General features: G+C 65.3%; 11 protein-coding genes and 1 tRNA gene. 11 read left to right on the top strand and 1 reads right to left on the bottom strand.

Features of this window, described 5'->3' with window-relative positions; translation table 11 throughout:
• The first annotated feature begins 79 nt into the window (after nucleotides 1-79).
• The 5 genes from V8J55_RS01395 (at nucleotide 80) to V8J55_RS01375 (ending at nucleotide 7,956) form a co-directional block, all read left to right on the top strand.
• The gene (locus V8J55_RS01395) at nucleotides 80-2,944 is read left to right on the top strand and encodes a TonB-dependent receptor (protein ID WP_336444049.1); all 2,865 of its coding nucleotides are present in this window, start codon (nucleotides 80-82) and stop codon (nucleotides 2,942-2,944) included.
• Between the two features lie 82 nt (nucleotides 2,945-3,026).
• The gene (locus V8J55_RS01390; protein WP_336444048.1) at nucleotides 3,027-3,773 is read left to right on the top strand and encodes a FadR/GntR family transcriptional regulator; all 747 of its coding nucleotides are present in this window, start codon (nucleotides 3,027-3,029) and stop codon (nucleotides 3,771-3,773) included.
• Nucleotides 3,773-4,570 carry a 2-keto-4-pentenoate hydratase gene (locus tag V8J55_RS01385; RefSeq protein WP_336444047.1) on the top strand — a complete coding sequence of 266 codons (798 nt, stop codon included), beginning with the start codon at nucleotides 3,773-3,775 and terminating at the stop codon, nucleotides 4,568-4,570. Before V8J55_RS01390 ends, V8J55_RS01385 begins: the two co-directional genes overlap by 1 nt.
• Nucleotides 4,567-5,586 carry a sugar kinase gene (locus tag V8J55_RS01380; protein WP_336444046.1) on the top strand — a complete coding sequence of 340 codons (1,020 nt, stop codon included), beginning with the start codon at nucleotides 4,567-4,569 and terminating at the stop codon, nucleotides 5,584-5,586. The genes V8J55_RS01385 and V8J55_RS01380 overlap by 4 nt, the downstream gene beginning before the upstream one ends.
• A gap of 339 nt (nucleotides 5,587-5,925) precedes the next feature.
• Nucleotides 5,926-7,956: an elongation factor G gene (locus V8J55_RS01375; protein WP_336444045.1), complete on the top strand. Its 2,031-nt coding sequence runs from the start codon at nucleotides 5,926-5,928 to the stop codon at nucleotides 7,954-7,956.
• A 104-nt stretch (nucleotides 7,957-8,060) separates the two neighbouring features.
• Here V8J55_RS01375 and V8J55_RS01370 read toward each other — a convergent pair.
• Nucleotides 8,061-8,147, bottom strand: a tRNA-Leu gene (locus V8J55_RS01370).
• Between the two features lie 318 nt (nucleotides 8,148-8,465).
• Between V8J55_RS01370 and V8J55_RS01365 the strand changes: the two genes are divergently transcribed.
• From V8J55_RS01365 to gspF, 6 genes are all read left to right on the top strand, one after another.
• On the top strand, nucleotides 8,466-10,034 hold the full coding sequence (locus tag V8J55_RS01365) for a hypothetical protein (RefSeq protein WP_336444044.1): 1,569 nt from the start codon (nucleotides 8,466-8,468) through the stop codon (nucleotides 10,032-10,034).
• 82 nt (nucleotides 10,035-10,116) lie between these two features.
• Complete coding sequence (locus V8J55_RS01360) at nucleotides 10,117-12,822, top strand: TonB-dependent receptor domain-containing protein (RefSeq protein WP_336444043.1); 2,706 nt, start codon at nucleotides 10,117-10,119, stop codon at nucleotides 12,820-12,822.
• A gap of 271 nt (nucleotides 12,823-13,093) precedes the next feature.
• Nucleotides 13,094-13,975, top strand: a complete 882-nt coding sequence (locus V8J55_RS01355; RefSeq protein WP_336444042.1) for a type II secretion system protein N — start codon at nucleotides 13,094-13,096, stop codon at nucleotides 13,973-13,975.
• Nucleotides 13,976-13,980: 5 nt separating this feature from the next.
• Nucleotides 13,981-16,191, top strand: a complete 2,211-nt coding sequence (gene gspD, locus V8J55_RS01350; protein ID WP_336444041.1) for a type II secretion system secretin GspD — start codon at nucleotides 13,981-13,983, stop codon at nucleotides 16,189-16,191.
• Complete coding sequence (gene gspE / locus V8J55_RS01345; protein WP_336444040.1) at nucleotides 16,188-17,681, top strand: type II secretion system ATPase GspE; 1,494 nt, start codon at nucleotides 16,188-16,190, stop codon at nucleotides 17,679-17,681. Before gspD ends, gspE begins: the two co-directional genes overlap by 4 nt.
• A complete protein-coding gene (gspF, locus tag V8J55_RS01340) occupies nucleotides 17,674-18,888 on the top strand; it encodes a type II secretion system inner membrane protein GspF (protein ID WP_336444039.1) in 1,215 nt (404 codons plus the stop codon). The genes gspE and gspF overlap by 8 nt, the downstream gene beginning before the upstream one ends.
• Nucleotides 18,889-18,891: the final 3 nt, after the last annotated feature.

The raw sequence follows: 18,891 nt of genomic DNA, 5'->3' as shown, positions 1-18,891 counted from the left end.
CCATACACAATGGTTGACAATTTTGCTGTCATGCCTGACAGCATTGGTCAGAACAGAATCGATATTTGGGAGAGACGACGTGAATTCTCGTAATCAGATCCGTGCGCGCGTGCTGCGCGCCGCGTTGCTGGCCGGCGCCGGTTCGACGCTGCTGATCGCCGCGACGCCTGTATTGGCGCAGGACGCACCCGCCCCGCAGGCTGAACCCGAAGAAGACGCGATCGTCGTCACCGGTATCCGCGAAACGATCCAGAATTCGATCAATACCAAACGCGAGGAAACGGCGATCGTCGACGCGCTGTCGTCGGACGACATCGGCGACATCCCGGCGATCTCGGTCGGGCAGGCGATCCAGACGATTACCGGTGCGACGACGCACCGCGAAAAGGGCGACGCGTCCGAAATCGCGCTGCGCGGCCTCGGCCCCTTCCTGTCGAACGCGACCTTCAACGGCCGCGACGCAAGCAACGGCAGCGGCGACCGCTCGGTGAACTTCAACCAGTTCCCCTCCGAACTCGTCAACAATATCAAGATTTACAAGACGCAGCAGGCGAGCCTCGTCGAAGGCGGCGTCGCGGGCACGATCGAGATCGGCACGCTGCGGCCGCTCGACTTCGGCAAGCGCCGCCTGCAGGGCGAGGTGAAGGCGCAGTTCAACCCCTATGGCGACCGCGTCACGGGCGGGTCGGGCGGCATCGGCTGGCGCGGGACGCTGAGCTATGTCGACCAGTTCGCGAACGACACGATCGGCATCGCGATCGGTGTCCAGCGCAACGACACGAACAATCCCGAAGAGACCTATGCCGCATCGACCACCTGGACCGCGTGCCAGGCATCGCCCATCGTCGCGAACGGCAATTGCAACGAATATGAGCGCGGCGAATATGGGCAGAACCTGCCCTTCTACCTCGTCCCCAACGCCTATACCTTCCGCCAGATCAGCGAGACCGACAAGCGCGACGCGGTGTTCGGCGCGATCCAGTTCCGCCCGACCGACACGCTCGACATCAATCTTGACGTTCAATATTCGGACCGCACCTTCGTCGAGAGCCGCCGCGACCTCAATCTGTCCGAAGGCCGCGTCGGGCTGACCAACGTCGTCTATGACGAAAATGGCATCGTCCAGAGCCTGAACGGCCTGTCGGCGATCGAATCGAATGGTTCCGAACTGTCGCGGTCGGAGGAATATCTGGGCGGCGGGCTGTCGGTCGACTGGGAGGCGAGCGACCGGCTGACGATCAAGCTCGACGGCAGCTATTCGCGCACGATCCGTAAGGAAATCGAACGTAACGTCCGTCTGCGCACCGCGGCGACCGACGTCAACGGCGTGCGCACCGTCTTCAACAACCGGCGCATCCCCTATAAATATGAGATTGCGCCGGGCAGCTTCGTGCCGACGATCACGATCGACCCGCGCTTCGACCTCAACAATCACGATCTCTTCTGGGAGGATTCGCGCTTCCGGCGCGACGAGGCCAAGCGCCACAACGAAATTTTCGCCGGCCGCTTCGACGCGAGCTATGAGCTCGACGGTTTCCTGAAGACGATCTCGGCGGGTGGCCGCTGGTCGCAGCTCACCTATCGCGATTACGACCTGCGCAACGGCGATTTCAACCTGACCGAGCCGATCGCGGTGGACAAGCGGATCAACAATATCTGCCGCCAGGCCTTCCCGCAGACCGATTTCCTGTCGGCGGCGAAGGGCAACAGCATCCATAGCTGGGCGACCTTCGACGTCGACTGCCTGTTCCGCGAATATATGGGCACCGAGGATCCGGGCCTGCCCGACGAGATGCGCTCGGTCGCCAGCCGCGACGTCAAGGAAACCACGCTCGCGGGGTATGTGATGGCCGATTATGAAGGCGACCTTGGCAGCATGCCGGTACGCGGCAACATCGGCGTGCGCGTCGTCAACACGCGCGTCACCTCGAAGGGGCTGCGCAGCGACCTCATCGTCGTCCCCGACCCCAGCGGCGATGGCTCCTTCACGCTCGACGAAACCGGCGACTTCGTGACCGAAACGATCAAGAGCAGCAACACGCGCATCTTGCCGAGCGTCAACGCGATCTTCGAGGTTGCGCCCGACACGCTCGTCCGCCTCGCCGGCTATCGCGCCATGTCGCGCCCCAACCCCAGCGCACTCGGCGCCGGACGCACTATCACGCTCGAAGGCGCCGGGGATTTCACGTCTATCGAGGATGCGATCGACAATATCCGCGCCAACGGCAGTCCGCGTCTGAAACCGCTGATGTCGTGGAACGGCGACCTGTCGGTCGAATGGTATCCGAACAAGGACAGTCTCCTGTCGGCGACCGTTTACTACAAGCAGTTCAACGGCGGCTTCCAGCCGGTGGTGTTCGACGAGGATTTCACGATCGACGGCGAGACGGTGTCGATCCCGGTGACGCAGACGCGCAACAGCCCCGACAAGTCGCGCATCTATGGCCTCGAACTGACCGCGGCGACGCGCTTCAGCTTCCTGCCCAAGCCGCTCGACGGCCTCGGCGCGAAGGTCAGCTATAATTATGCCGATTCCAATTTCGAAACGCAGGACATTCGCCTCGGCGACCAATATGATCCGGTCACCGAAGAGGTCAGCGAAGGGATCATCCCGCCGGCGGGCCTGTCGGGCTATTCAAAGCATGTGCTGTCGGCGCAGGCCTATTACGACATCGGCCCCGTCTCGCTGCAGGCGATCTACAATTATCGTTCGAGCTATTTCCAGGACTTCGTGGGTGGCAACAGCCAGCTGCGCTATGTCGGTCCGAGCGAGACGGTCGACTTCCGCGCGTCGATGAGCCTGATGCCCGGCGTGTCGCTCCGCTTCGAGGCGCTCAACATCTTCAACGAGCCGAAGGCGACCTACATGCCGGTCTATGGCAGCAGCCGCCAGTATCACTATTATGGCGCGAAATATTTCATCGGCATCCGGGCGCGGATTTGAAACTAAGTTCGGTGATGGGCTTCAAACTTGTCCTACCGGATTGTATGGACTTCCTGACGCTTGTGCGGGGAGAAGATTGACCATGGCCGAACGCCGCCTTTTTGAAGATGTCGCCGACACGATTCGGCGCCTGATTCTCGACGGAACCTTTCCGCCGGGGACGCGGCTGCCCGGCGAGCGCGAGCTTTCCGAGCGCTTCGAGGTGAGCCGGGTGACGATCCGCGAGGCTGAGATCGCGTTGCAGGCGACGGGGTGGATTCACATCCGCACCGGCGCGGGCGCCTATGTCGAGGCGATCCTGCCCGGCGACAATGCGATCCTGCCCAAGGTCAGCGCCTTCGAACTGACCGAGGCGCGGTCGCTGTTCGAGGCGGAGGCCGCGGCGCTCGCCGCGCCGACGATCTCGACCGAAACGCTCGCCAAACTCGACCAATTGCTCGAGGCGATGGCCGACGACAGCAAGAGCGAGGAAGAGATCAGCGCGATCGACCGCGAGTTTCACATGACGATCGCCGCGGCGTCGAGCAACAAGGCGATCATCCATGTGATCGAGAGCCTGTGGCGGATGCGGATGGAATTGCCCGAGGTGCGGAGCAGCCACTCTTTGGTGTGCCGCAAGGACGGCAGCGCGCGCCAGGCTGAGCATGCCGATGTCGTCGCGGCGCTGCGCAATCGCGATGCGACCGGCGCCCGGCTCGCGATGCGGCGCCACTTCAACCGCCTGATCGAATCGATGCTCGACGAGACCGAGGAACGCGCGATCGTCGAACTGCGCCGCCAGTCGGCCGAAAGCCGCGAACGCTATCTGTTGAGCGCAAAACTGGCCTGATGCCGGATCCTTTGCCTTCACCGGCCGCGCCGGATCCGGTCGCGGCGCTACTTGAAGCGCGCCTGTCGGGACGTGCGCTGGCCGCCTTTCCCGCGCCGGTGCCCGCCACGCTCGCCGAGGCTTATGCGGTGCAGCAGCGCCTGATTGCCGCGCTGGGCGCGCCGGTGCTCGGCTGGAAGGTCGGGCGTATCCCGCCGGCCTTGATCGAGGTCCTCGGTGCCGAGCGTGTCGCGGGACCGGTGTTGCGGATCGCCGAACTCGACGGGGACGTTCCGGGCGACGCGGCGATTTTCGCCGGCGGCGCTGGCGCGATCGAGGCCGAGGTGATGCTGCGCCTTCGCGCGGTGCCTGACCGGCTGACGGGCGGCGACGACGGCGCCACCTGGGTCGACGAGATTCGCGCCGGGTTCGAAGTCGCAAGCTCGCCCGCACCCGACGTCCATGACCATGCTCCCTATGGCATCATCGCCGATATCGGCATCAACAACGGGCTTCTGCTGGGGCCGAGGCTGGGCATCGAGGATTTCGCGACGCTCGCCGTCGAAACGGAAATCGACGGCGTCACCGTCGGAACCGGGCGCGCGATCGACGTGCTCGACGGTCCGTGGGGATCGCTGAATTTCCTCGTCGACCTTCATCGGCGCGGCGTCATCGAACTGAAGCCCGGGCAGTGGATTTCGGCCGGTGCGATCACCGGCGTCCATCCGATCGGCATCGGCGGGACGGCGACAGCCCATTTCGGGTCTGACGTCCATATCGCCTGCACCGCCATCGCCGAAACCGGATTCAAGCCATGATCGCGCCCCAAGGAATCGTCGCCTGCTTCGGCGAAATCGTTATGCGCGTCGCGGTTCCGCACGGCGAACTGCCGCTGCAATCGGCCCGCTTCGACGCGCATGTCGGCGGCGCCGAGGCGAATGTCGCCGTTGCGCTTGCCGCGCTTGGCCATGACACGGCGATGATCAGCGCCGTCCCCGAAGGTTCGATCGGCGACGGCGTACTTGGAGAACTGCGCCGCCACGGCGTCGATGTTGCGCCCGTGCGCCGCCCCGCGGGCCGCATGGGCCTTTATTATTACCTGCCCGGCGGTCCGATGCGCCCGGCCGAGGTCGTCTATGACCGTGCCGGCTCGGCTTTTGCCGAAACCAGAGCGGGTGACTGGAACTGGGATCATTCGTTTGACGGCGTCGGCTGGCTGCACGTGTCGGGGGTTACGCCCGCGCTCGGGCCACGCAGCGCCGAAGCCGTTCTCGAAGCCGTCACGCGCGCGCGCGCGGTCGGGATCGGCGTGTCGTTCGACGGCAATTGGCGCGGACGTCTTTGGGATCGCTGGCAGCCCGATCCCGCGGCGATATTGAAGCCGATCGTCGCGCAGGCAACTGTGCTGTTCGGCAATCATCGCGATGCGGCGCTGCTCCTCGGCCGCGAATTTTCGGGTGAAGCCGAAGACCGGCGGCGCGAGGCCGCCCTCGCGCTGCTCGATCACTTTCCGTCGCTCGAATATGTTGCATCGACTGCGCGCGAGATCGTTGGCCCGGACGTGCACCGGATCACGGCGCGTATCGATACCCGCGACGCGGCAGGGGTGACCGAACCCACTGTCGTGGCGCCGGTGATCGACCGGGTCGGGACCGGCGATGCATTCGCAGCCGGCGTTCTCGACGGATTGTGGCGGGGGAGGGGCTTGGCCGACGCAGCGAAGCGCGGCCTCGGGATGTCCGTGCTCAAACATGGCATCTACGGCGATTTTGCGCCATTTTCCCGCGCAATGCTCGACAGCGTTTCCGATGTAGCGCAGGACATTTCACGCTAGACTCCGCTCCTGCTTGAATATGGGAAGTTTGATCAGGAAAAGAGGTCTGCTTTGCGCTTCAACCTAGCCATTCGAACGCCGGATCGGTGACCTCAAAAGCAGTCCTTCGTTCTTGTTTGCGACGCCATAGGCACAGGCCGGAGCGTCCACTGCCTAGGGCATCGACCCGTTACGACCGTCCGTCGGTTTAGCGTGCTATTCCCGTTTTTGGAGGGCAGCGCAAAGACCGGGACATTCCACCTTTAAATGATCTTGTGTTTGGACGTGTTGAGGTCGATCCTCGCAATTCCAGTGGGCCATTTTCCGGTGAGGAAAATAGGCAGGCAGGAGGAGAGCGACATGGATGGAACTATCCACGGCACCAGAGCCATCGCGATCGTCGGACCCGCCGGCACAGGCAAGACGAGCCTCGCCGAGGCCATGCTGTTCGCGGCGGGGGCCAGCGCCCGGTTGGGCGCGGTCGATGGCGGCAGCAGCGTGGGCGACGCCAGCCCGGAAGCGCGCGCGCGATGTGGCTCGACCGAACTTAACCTGATGCGCTTCGAATGGATGAAGGAAGGCTATGCGCTGATCGACGCGCCCGGCTCGGTGGGCTTCGCGGCGGACGCGGAGATGGCGCTGGCCGTGGCCGATCTGGCGCTGGTGGTGATCGATCCCGATCCGGCGCGGGCGCCGCTGGTCGAACCGACATTGCGGCGCCTGGAAGCGCTCCGCCTCCCGCACGCGCTGTTCGTCAACAAGATCGATCAGGCGCGCGGCAGCATCGAGGATCTGCTTGCAGCGCTCCAGCCGCTGAGCGCGACGGCCGTTGTGGCGCGGCAAATCCCGATCCGGGCCGGCGAGCGCATAGCTGGCTTTGTCGATCTCGCGCTGGAGCGCGCATATCATTATCAACCGGGCCGCCGCTCCGAACGGGTGCCGTTGGCCGCCCATCTAAAGAGCGAGGAGACCGATGCGCGCTTCCACATGCTCGAACAGCTGGCAGATCATGACGATACACTGCTCGAGCAATTGCTGAACGACGAGAAGCCAAGCTCCGACACAATCTTTGGCGATCTCGCCCGTGAGACCGCAGCGGGGCAGATCGTACCGATCCTGTTTGGCTCGGCGCTCAACGGGTTCGGCGTCCGCCGCCTCCTCAAGATGCTGCGGCATGATACGCCCCTCGCCGCGTCGACGGCGGATCGGCTTGATATCGACGGTGCCGCGGCGCAGGTGTTCAAGGTCACGCATGGCAGCGCAGTGGGCCGGCTGGCGCTCGCGCGTGTCTTTGGTGCGCCGCTTGCCGAGGGGGCCGAACTGTTAGGCGCCGATGGGAACCCGATGCGTATCGGGTCACTGTTCGCATTGCAGGGAGCGGCGACCACGAAGATCGCTCGCGCCGAACCGGGCGATATCGTCGGCATCGCCAAGGTGGATGTCGTCCAGGCGGGCGACCGGCTCGGCGCAGCCGGTCGCCCGCATGCCGTCGTGGACGCGGTGCAGCGGCCGGCACGCAATTATGCGCTGGCCATCGCGGTGACCGACCACAAGGACGAGGTGCGGTTGTCGACGGCGCTCAATCGACTGGTCGAGGAGGATCCCGGTCTGCTCTGGAACCTCGACGAGGCGACGCAGGAGACGCTGCTCCACGGGCTCAATGAGGAGCATCTGGCCGTCGTCCAGGCACGGCTGAAACGGCGGTACGGCGTTGCCATATCGGTGCGTCCGCCCGCGATCGCCTACAAGGAAACGATCCGCAAGACGGTGACAAAGCATGGTCGCCACAAGAAGCAATCCGGCGGGCACGGCCAGTTCGGCGACGTCATCATCGAACTCCGCCCGCGCGGGCGTGGCGACGGCTTTCAGTTCGAGGACCGGATAACCGGGGGCGCGATCCCCCGGCAATGGATTCCGGCGGTCGAGCAGGGCGTGCGCGATGCGATGCTGCGCGGACCATCCGGCTTTCCGGTGGTCGATGTCGCGGTTGCGCTGGTCGATGGTTCCTATCACAGCGTCGACAGCTCCGAACTCGCCTTTCGCACCGCCGGTCGGATCGCCATGGCAGAAGCCCTGGCGGCGGCGACGCCCTATCTGCTCGAGCCGCTCGCGCATATGACCATCCGGGCGCCGGGCAGCGCCGTTTCGCGGATCACCTCCGCGGCGACCAGCCGGCGCGGCCAGGTGCTGGGAATAACGCCGCTCGAAGGCTGGTCTCGCTGGGACGTGATCGAGTTGCTGATGCCCGAGGCTGAACTTCCCGGACTGGAGCCCGAACTGCGATCACTGAGCCAGGGCATGGCGCATTACGAGGCGCGCTTTGACCATCTCGCGGAACTCAGCGAGAAGCTCGCCAGCGCGCTGATCCGCCGCACGCCCGAGCCCGCTTAAGCCGAAATGACTGGGCCCGCGCGGCAAGCGCATCACCAAGAGGTGGTCCGGGATATTCCCGGAATTGTATGAATATTTGAAAACAAACGATAAATCAAAAATGATGGTGCGGTCGAGAAGACTCGAACTTCCACGGCCTTTCGGCCACAACGACCTCAACGTTGCGCGTCTACCAGTTCCGCCACGACCGCACATCATGATGGTCCGGACGGGGCCGGCACCAGGTAGGAGCGGGCGCCTAGCAAAGCTTTTCGGGTGATGCAAGCGAGCTTCGCCGCATTTATTTTTGCAGGCGCGAACAAGCGGCTCCTAGCGCCGCCGTTCTTGTCACCGAACCGACTCAAAAGAGTCATCCAAGTGTCACGGCTCTGGCGTCAGACCGTCATCGAATCACCCTAGTGGCGGCGTCACCGGGGGCGAGCCAGCACATCTCTTCTCGTTCGCCGGTGATTTTTCATCAGGGGCGCCGCTCGACGATCGGGAGGCGTGCACCGGGAACGGAGATTTTCATGGCGGCTTTCGCACGCATTCGTTTGGTCATGCTCAGCGGCGTGGCCTGTTCCATCCTTGCGGCGTGCGGTGCCGACGGCGTCGCGTCGCCGGGTGACGGCGTGATCGTCATTCCGACCCCGACGCCGACGCCGACCCCCACGCCGACTCCGACCCCCACGCCCGGCACCGTCACCCCCGCCGCGAACTGCCCGACCATCGCCGGTCCCGACCAGCTTGCGAACCTCGGGACGATTTCGGGCCCCGGCGGCGAATGGCGCAACTGCGGCTTCCCGACGCGCTTTACCGCGACGACCGCGATTCCGAAGGTTGCGGGCGTTCTCTATTCGCTGCCCGGCCGCGTCGATGTCGGCACCGATCAGGGTGCGACGAGCACCAATAATGTCGTCACGCTGACGGTCGATCCGGGCGTCACCATCTTTGGCGCGACGGGCGTGTCCTTCCTCGCGGTCAACCGCGGCAACCGCATCGACGCGGTTGGCACGCCGACGCAGCCGATCATCTTCACCGGCCGCGGCAACGTCGTCGGCTCGGCGGGCGACCAGACGTCGCAGCTGTGGGGCGGCGTCGTCCTGCTCGGCCGTGCGCCGATCACCGACTGCCTTGCTCCGGGCGCGGCGCCGGGCACCGCGGCCTGCGAACGCGACACCGAAGGCACTTCGAACGCGCTCTATGGCGGCGCGCAGCCCGCCGATAACTCGGGCCGCCTGTCCTATGTCCAGATCCGCTATTCGGGCTTCATCCTGTCGGCGGCAAGCGAACTTCAGGGGCTGACACCGTCGGGCACCGGTTCGGGCACCCAGATCGACCATGTCCAGATTCACAACAGCTCGGACGACGGCATCGAAGTGTTCGGCGGCCGCGTGAACATGAAGCATCTGGTGATCACCGGCGCCGAAGACGACGGTCTCGACACCGACGTCGGCTACAAGGGCAACATCCAGTACGTCATCGGCGTGCAGCGCGAAGGCGGCGCGGTCGGCGACTCGATGATGGAAATCGACTCGAACGGCAACGAAGACGCGGTTCCGCGCCAGAATGTCGCGATCTCGAACTTCACCTATATCCACCGCAACAATGCGGCGGGCAACGGCGTGTCGATCCTGGTGCGTGGCGGCGCGGACTATACCTTCGCCAACGGCCTGATCGTTGCGCCGGGCTTCCGCTGCCTCGGACTGAACAGCGCGACGACGATCAACCCGGCGAACCCCGCTCTCGACGAAGCGGGTCCGCCGAAGTTCTTCTCGGTCTCGCTGCAATGCAACGCCACGCCGTTCCGCGGCACGAGCGGCGTGACCGACGCGCAGGTGCAGACGATCTTCGAAGCCGGCACGAACAACCGTTCGAACTATGTGCCGTCGCTGACCAGCCTGTTCATCAACGGCGCCACCGAAACCGGCTTCACGCCCTTCAACGCGAAGACGCTGAACGCCTTCTTCGACACCACCGCCTATGTGGGCGCCGTCCGTGACGCCAACGACACTTGGTATCAGGGCTGGACCTGCAACTCGTCGACAGCGAACTTCGGTACGACGAGCCGCGCCTGCAGCGCCATTCCGACGACCTGATCGCTCGCGATCCAATTGGAGAGCGGGCACGCCTGACGGGCTGGCCCGCTCTCTTCCTGCATATCCTTGGGGACTTTCCACTATGACCAAGCGGCCGATCTTTGCCAGCCTGCTTCTCCTCAGCTCCGCTCTCGTCGCGCCTGCCGCTCTGGCGCAGGACACAGGCGCGCCCGCGCCTGACGCGCCGCCGGTCACGGCCGAAGCGCCCGCGACCGACGATGCTGCGGCCGAGGACGAACAGGGCGATGTATCGATCCCCGGCGGCGCCGATCAGGAAATCGTCGTCACCGGCCGCTTTACCCCCAACGTCGTCCGCGCGACCCCCGAAGTCGTCTCGGTCCTCTCGTCGGCGGACATCGCGCGTACTGGCGAAGGCGATATCTCGGGTTCGCTCCAGCGCGTCACCGGCCTTTCGGTCGTCGGCAGCGGTTTCGTCTATGTCCGCGGCCTCGGCGACCGTTACTCGCTCGCGCTGCTCAACGGTTCGCCGCTCCCGAGCCCCGAGCCGCTGAAGCGCGTCGTGCCGCTCGACATCTTCCCGTCGAACGTCATCGATTCGACGCTCGTCCAGAAAAGCTATTCGGCGAACTTCCCGGGCGAATTCGGCGGCGGCGTGATCAACCTCACGACCAAGGCGATCCCGCGCGAACCTTTCATTACCTTTAGCGGCGGCATCGGCTGGGACAGCGAGACGACGAACCAGCTTGGCTATACCTATTATGGCAGCGACACCGACGTCACCGGCTTCGACGACGGCAGCCGCGATGTCCCGTCGGTCCTGAAGGCCGCCTTCGCGAGCGGCAAGCCGATCCTCGAAGGCGCCGATTTCTCCCAGGAAGATCTGGAATTCATCCAGATGGAGCTGGTCAACAGCGACACGGCGTTGCTGCAGCAGAATGATCACATCCCGATCAACTGGTCCGCGGGCATCACCGGCGGCACGACGATCCCCTTCGCCGACGGCGAACTCGGTATCATCGCCACCGCGGGGATCAGCAACAAATGGCGCACGCGCGACACGCTGCAGCAGACGTCGCTGAACAAGGATCTGTCGGGCGATCCGCAGACCAGCTATAACCGTGTGATCACCGACAACCGTATCGTCGTGAACGCGCTGCTCGGCTTCGGCCTCGAAATCGGCGAGCACAAGCTGCGCTGGACCAACCTTTTCATCCGCGACACGTTGAAACAGGCGCGCCTCGGCCTGGGCACCGACGCGAACCAGGTCGGCCGCGACATTATGAAGCAGGACACCGCGTGGTACGAGCGCCAGTTGATCAACACGCAATTCGTCGGCGAATTCCATTTCGATGCGCTGAAGGTCGACCTGCGCGGCGCCTATGCCAATTCGCAGCGCGAGGCGCCCTATGAACGCGGCTTCACCTATGTGCGCACCAACCTGCCGACCGCGCAGGACCCGACGGGTAACAAGTTCGTCAACGACCTCGGCGGCAATCGCGGCGATGCGACGATAGCTTTTTCGGATCTGAACGAAGACCTGTGGTCGGGCGGCGTCGACCTGTCGTACGAGCTCGCCCCGCAGATCACCGCGACGGTGGGTTACGCCTATTCGGACACGAGCCGTACCGCCGTGCGCCGCGCCTTCCAGTTCCGTGCCTCGGGCCTGCCGGTGCCGGTGACCCAGTTGCGTCCCGACTATCTGCTCTCCGACGCGTCGATCCAGCTCTATGACATCACGCTGGTCGAAACCTCGGCGCAGGACGGCACCGCGGCGTTCGACGCCGGGCTGACCACCCACGCCGGATATGCCCAGCTTCAGGCCGAGATCGTGTCTGGCATGAACGTCAACGTCGGTGTGCGCTATGAAGATGGCAAGCAGACCGTCGTGCCGATCGACCTGTTCGGCACCGGCGGCAGCGCGATTGCCCAGACCAATCTCAAAAACGATTATTGGCTGCCCGCGGTCACGCTGACCTGGGAAGTGGCGCCCGACATGCAGTTGCGCCTCAACGCCGCGAACACGATCGCCCGCCCGCAGTTCCGCGAACTCATCGCGCAAATCTATCAGGATCCCGAATCGAACCGCCAGTTCCGTGGCAACCCCTCGCTGGCCGACAGCGAGCTGTGGAACAGCGAACTGCGTTATGAGTGGTATTTCGCCAAGGACCAACGTTTCACCGCGGCAGGTTTCTTCAAGAAGATCGAGAACCCGATCGAGGCATACACCTCGCTCAGCACCGATTCGATCGCCAACACCAGCTTCGCCAACGCGCCCAAGGCATTGCTTTACGGCGGCGAGGTCGAGGTGCAGAAATATTTCGCGCTCGACACATTGTCGGACTCGGCCTTCTGGGCAAGCCGCCGCCTGGTGCTGATTGGCAACTACACCTACACCAAGTCGGAAATTCAGGTTGGCGCGGGCGACACCACGGTGATCAACGGCGTGGTGCAGGATGCGAGCAACTTCTTCTTCGACGGTGCGCCGCTCACCGGCCAGTCGGACCATTTGGTCAACATCCAGATCGGGCTCGAAGATCAGGACAATCTGTCGCAGCAGACGCTGCTCCTGACTTATGCCAGCCCACGCGTCACCAGCCGCGGCCCGTCAGGTCAGCCCGATATCCGCGAAAAGCCGGGCATCTCACTCGACTTCGTCGCCCGTCAGGGCATCTCGTTGTTGGACAAGGAAATCGAACTGAAGTTCGAGGCGCGCAACCTGACCGGGCGCAATTATGAGGAAGTGCAACAAGCGGGCGACAACCGCATCTTCCTCAACCGCTACAAGCTGGGCCGTACCTTCTCGCTCAGCGCGTCGCTCAAATTCTAAGGTCACAATCCTCCCTGTCGCATAACGACGGGGAGGGGGACCGCCCGCGAAGCGGGTGGTAGAGGGGCCGGCAGCGTCAACCGCCCCTCCTTCAGCCCTCGCGCGGTTGCTACCTCCCATGCCTTCGGCGCAGGGAGGGCCGCTTCGAGCCGTCTCAGCGGACTCGCCCGGATGTCAAAAAACTGTAATCTCACGGTCAACTGATTGTCACCGTTCGCCCCTAGGCGATTCGCGAGACAGGTTTTTCAGTCTGGGGGGACAGAGACATTTCATGGCAACGCTGATGTCCGGATCGGCCGTTCGGCTGCCGCGTGCGCTGCCAGCCTGGCTCCGCGCCGGGAAGCGCTCGCCGCGCGAGATCTGGCCGATGCTGCTGGCCGGTCTGCTCGGCGCGCTCTTGGTATGGCAATGCATCCGCCTGCTCTGGACATTGCTCACGCCGCTGTCGCCGCTCGGCGCGTGGCAACCGCAGGCGGCGGTGATCGCTTCGCCCGCGGAGCGGCGCGCGCTCTTTTCCAGTCTCGATCCCTTTTTCCGCGGCAATGCTCAGGGTCAGGCTTCGGCGACGGTGACTTCGGCGGGGCTCACCCTGTTCGGCATCAACCTCAACGAAGCGACGGGCGGCGGCTCGGCGATCATCGCGGGTGAGGATGGTATCCAGACCAGCTATGCCGTCGGTGACGAGATCGCGCCGGGGCTGAAGCTTGCGGGCATCGCCTTCGATCATGTCCTTCTCGACCGCGGCGGCGCGCGCGAAAGCCTGTTCCTCGACCAGAGCGGCGAAGCGCCCGTCGCCAATCCCGCGACGCCGCTGCCCGCGCCGACGCCCGAGATCGGGGCCGCGTCGGGCGGCGCGTCGGCGAGCGGTGAAATGACCCCCGCGGCGATCAAGGCCGGCGTCGGTTTTGCCCCGCGCACCGAAGACGGCCGCGTCACCGGCATCGTCGTCCAGCCGCAGGGCGACGGCGCGGCGTTCCGCGCCGCGGGCCTGCGCCCCGGCGACGTCATCCGTTCGGTCGGCGGTCGTCCGATCGGCTCGGCGAGCGACGCTGCCGCGCTCGCCAACCAACTTACGCCGGGTGCGCGCATCGCGCTCGAAGTCGAGCGCGGCGCCAGCGTCGTTCCCGTCGCCATTTTCCTTTCGAAGCAATAGGTTTTATGCGCCTCAAACTGTCCCTGATGCTCGCCGCCGCGCTGGTTTCCGCCACGCCGGGACCGGCGTTCGCCCAGTACACGCTTAACGTTCGCGATGCCGACATTCGCGCCTTTATCCAGGATGCGGCGCGCGTCACCGGCCGGACCTTCGTGATCGATGGCCGCGTCAACGGCAAGGTTTCGGTCGTCACCGACCGGCCGCTGTCGCGCAGCGAATATTTCGAGATTTTCCTCGCGACCTTGCGCTCGAACGGCCTCGTCGCGGTCCCGGGGCCGAACGGCAGCTACCGCGTCCAGCCGATCGACGGCGCCGCGGCGCAGCCCGGCCGGATCGGAAGCCGCGGCGCGGCGCAGAATCAGTTCGTCACCGAAATCATCCGCCTGCGTTACATCGACGCGGTCTCGGCGGTCGAAACATTGCGCCCGCTCGTAAGCGCGCAGGGTTCGCTGACCGCGAACCGCAACGCGAACAGCCTCGTCGTCGCCGATTTTGCCGACAATATCCGCCGCATCCGCGCGCTCGCGTCGAGCATCGACCGCGACAGCTCGACCAGCCAGATCGTCCCGCTGAAAAACGCCGGTGCGCGCGAAATCGCCGCTGCGCTGCAGGCACTGGTTCCTGCGGCGGGCGAGGGCGCGCAAAAGCCCGTCGCGATCGTGCCGATCGACAGCAGCAATGCGATTGCATTGCGCGGCGATCAGGCGCTCGTCGCACGCTTCGTCTCGATGGCGCACGACCTCGACGCGAAGGCGGCGGGCGGCACTGAACTGCGCGTCTATTGGCTCGAACATGCGAATGCCGAAACCTTGCTGCCGACCTTGCAGCAACTGATCGGCGGCGGCAGCGACCCCGCGCAAAAGGCGGGCCTGCCGCCCGCTTCCTCTTCGTCAATGTCTTCGTCGAACGGCAACGGTGCCCCCGCGGCCGCCGCCCAGGCTGCCCCCACCTCGGTCGGCGGCGGCGGAAGCGGCAGCATCTCGACCCGCGGCCCCGCGATCATCACGCGTTACGAAGGCGCGAACGCGATCATCGTCGCCGCGAACAGCGAAGTGCAGCGCATGCTCGGCGAACTCATCCGCCAGCTCGACAGCCGCCGGCAACAGGTGCTGGTCGAGGCGATCGTCGTCGAGATCGGCGACGATGCCGCAAAGCGCCTCGGCGTCCAGTTCCTGCTCGGCGGCAAGAATATCCCGTTCGTCGCGACGAGCTACAGCAATGCGCAGCCCAATATCCTGACGCTCGGCGGCGCCTATGCGGCGACCAAGCTGACGCAGGACAAGACGACGGTCGACGGCGAAACGGTGGTCACCCAGACGACCAGTTCGCTCGGCAACAGCTTGCAGGAAGCCGCGGCGGCGTCGCTGCTCGCCGCGAGCGGCGGGTTCGCCGGTTTCGCAGGCGACATCGGCAAGAACACGATCTTCGGCGCGATCATCAACGCGGTGAAGTCGGATACGACCTCAAACCTGCTCGCGACCCCGCATATCGTGACGCTCGACAATCAGGCGGCCAAATTCCTCGTCGGACAGGATGTCCCGATCACGACCGGCGAACAGCTGGGCAAGGATTTCGACAATGCGTTCCGCACCGTCCAGCGCGAAGAGGTCGGGATCAAGCTGGAAGTGACCCCGCAGGTCAATGGCGCGGGTGAAGTGAAGATGTTTCTGCGCCAGGAAGTGTCGAGCGTCGCCGGCCCCGTCTCGTCGCGCAACGGCGACCTCATCCTCAACAAGCGCGCGTTCGAAACGGTGCTGACCGTCGATGACGGCGAAATCCTCGCGATCGGCGGCTTGCTCAACGACGACGAGCGCAAGACGATCGAGCGGATCCCGTTGCTCAGCGACATCCCCTTGCTCGGCGAATTGTTCAAATCGCGCAGCCGCACGCGCTCGAAAACCAATCTGATGGTCTTCATCCGCCCGACGATCCTGCGCAATCGCGAAGACAATGCCGCGCTCACCGCGCGCCGTTACGGCTATATCCGCGACTTCCAGCTCCAGCGGAACCCCGACGTGGAACCCGCGATCGATACGCTGGTGCGCGACTATCTGGGCGCGGTGCCGCCGGTGCCGAGCGCCGCCACGTCCGCTGACATCACCGTCGGCCCGGTGAACCTGCCCGAATTGCGCGGACCCGACGGCAGCGTCACAGCGACCGACGTCCCGCCCTCGATTTCACAGGCGCCCGCGCCGCCCGCCGGAGACTATCCGTGACCGACATCGAACCGGCGGCGCCTCCCCCGGCGCCGGTTGATATTCCTTACGGCTTTGCCCGCACGCACGGTGTCGTCATCGCGCAGGGTGAGGGCGGCGCGTGGCTCGCGACCTTGCGCGAGGGCGCCGACCCCGCGGTGCTGATCGAGGTGAAACGCTATCTCGCGCAGCCGCTGCGCGTGGCGACCGCGAGCGTCGCCGATTTCGACCGGCTGCTCTCCGACCATTATGCCGTCGACAGCTCGGCCGCCGCGATGGCGGGCTCGCTCGACGGCAGCGACATCGATTTCAGCCTGCCGAGCGCCGAGGACCTGCTCGACAGCGCCGACGACGCCCCCGCGATCCGCCTGATCAACGCGATCATCGCCGAAGCGGTGCGCCAAGGGGTCAGCGATATCCATATCGAACCCTATGAAAGCGGGCTCGTCGTGCGCATGCGCACCGACGGCGTGCTGCGCGAACATCTGCGCATGCCGCCGCATGTCGCCCCCGTCGTCGTCAGCCGCATCAAGGTGATGGCGCGCCTCGACATCGCCGAACGCCGCGTGCCGCAGGACGGCCGCATCGGACTGACGCTGGCGGGCAAGGCGGTCGACGTCCGCGTCTCGACCTTGCCGAGCCGCGCGGGCGAACGCGTCGTGATGCGCATCCTCGACAAGGATGCAGCGGGGATCGACTTCGACGTCCTCGGCCTGTCGGGCGCCGCCGACCAGATCTTGCGCGAGGCGCTCGCCGAACCCAATGGCATCATCCTCGTCACCGGCCCGACGGGGTCGGGCAAGACGACGACGCTGTACGCCGCGCTCAAGCAATTGAACGACGGCCAGCGCAATATCCTCACCGTCGAGGATCCCGTCGAATATGCCGTCGACGGCATCGGGCAGACGCAGGTGAACAGCAAGGTCGGGCTCGATTTCGCCGCGGGCCTCCGCGCGATCCTGCGCCAGGATCCCGACGTCGTGATGGTCGGCGAAATCCGCGACCGCGAGACCGCCGATATCGCGGTGCAGGCGTCGCTGACGGGGCATCTCGTGCTCTCGACCGTTCACACCAACGACGCCGTCGGCGCGATCACGCGCCTCAAGGATTTGAAGGTCGAGCCTTTCCTGCTCGCCTCGACCTTGCGCGCCGTCCTCGCGCAGCGGCTGGTACGCAAATTGTGCGACCATTGCCGCAAACCGGTACAGGCCGACAACAGCGTCGCCGCGATCCTCGGACTCGACATCGGCACCGTGATCTGGCGCCCGAAGGGCTGCGACCAGTGCGGCCATAGCGGCTACAAGGGCCGGATCGGCGTGTTCGAGGCGATCAAGGTCGACGAGACCGTCCGCCGCTATATCTATAATGGCGGCGACGAGGCGATGATCACGCGTCATGCCTTCCTGAAATCGCCGACGCTGGCGTCGGCGGCGCGGGCGATGGTCGCGAAGGGGCTGACCACCGCCGAGGAGGCGATCCGTATCGCGCGGCGCGAGGAAATCGATGCCTGATTATCGCTATGTGGCGATCGATCCGCAGGGCCGCGAGCGCAAGGGACGGCTGACCGCCGCGAACGACGATGCCGCGCGCGCCGATCTGATGCGCCGCAAATTCCATATCGTCGCGGTCGAGGCGGCGGGCGCGAAGCCCGCGGGCCGCTCGCTGCTCGCTTTCCGCAAGAATAAACTCTCAGCCAAGGAACTCGCGCTCTTCACGCGCCAACTCGCAACGCTCGCCGAGGTCGCGCCGCTCGAAGAGGCGCTGCGTACGCTGACGCGCCAGAGCGAGGCCGAAAGCGCGCGCACCGTCATCGGCGACGTCCACGCGGGGCTGCTCGAGGGCCGCCGCCTTGCCGACGCCATGGGGCGTCAGCCGCGAAGCTTTCCGCCGCTTTACCGCGCGATGGTCGCGGCGGGCGAAACGACGGGCAGCCTCACCACCATCCTCGCGCGGCTCGCCGATCTGCTCGAACGGCAGGCCGAGGTGCGCGGCAAGCTGATCGCCGCGCTCGCTTACCCGATCGTGCTCGCGGTCGTCGCGATCGGCGTCGTCGCGGCGCTGATGATCTTCGTCGTCCCGCGCGTCGTCGAGCAATTCACCGACGTCGGCCAGCAGCTTCCCTTCCTGACACGCGCGGTGATCGCGATCTCCAGCTTCGCCGCGAACTGGTGGTGGTTGATCGCGCTGCTGATCGCCGGGGCGAGTTTCGCTTGGGTGAGTGCGATGCGGCGCCCCGCGTTCAAGGCGCGCGTCGATGCGCGGCTGCTCCGTCTGCCGCTCTTCGGCCGCCTGCTCCGCGATCTCTACGCCGCGCGCTTTGCGCGTACGCTGTCGACGATGGTGTCGAGCCGCCTGCCGCTCGTCGAAGGGCTGAAACTGACCGTCCCGACGATCCGCAACGCGGCGCTCGCGGGTGCGACCGTCAACATCGTCGATCAGGTGCGCGCCGGGGGCAGCCTGTCCACCGCGCTCCGCGACGCCGGGGTCTTTCCGCCCTTGCTTGTCTACATGACCGCCAGCGGCGAAAGCGCCGGCCGGCTCGAACAGATGCTCGAGCGCGCCGCCGATTATCTCGAACGCGAATTCGACCGCTTCACGGCCGCGTCGATGGCGCTTCTCGAACCTGTCATAATTGTCGTTATGGGGTCGTGCGTGGCCCTTATCATCCTCGCCATTCTGCTTCCGATCCTTCAGTTGCAGAACCTAGCCGGACTATGAAAA

Origin of the sequence: Sphingopyxis sp. CCNWLW2 (assembly GCF_037095755.1) — a bacterium.
GTDB lineage: Bacteria > Pseudomonadota > Alphaproteobacteria > Sphingomonadales > Sphingomonadaceae > Sphingopyxis.
Note: the sequence above shows the minus strand (reverse complement) of the source record. Positions and strands in the feature narration are given on the sequence as shown.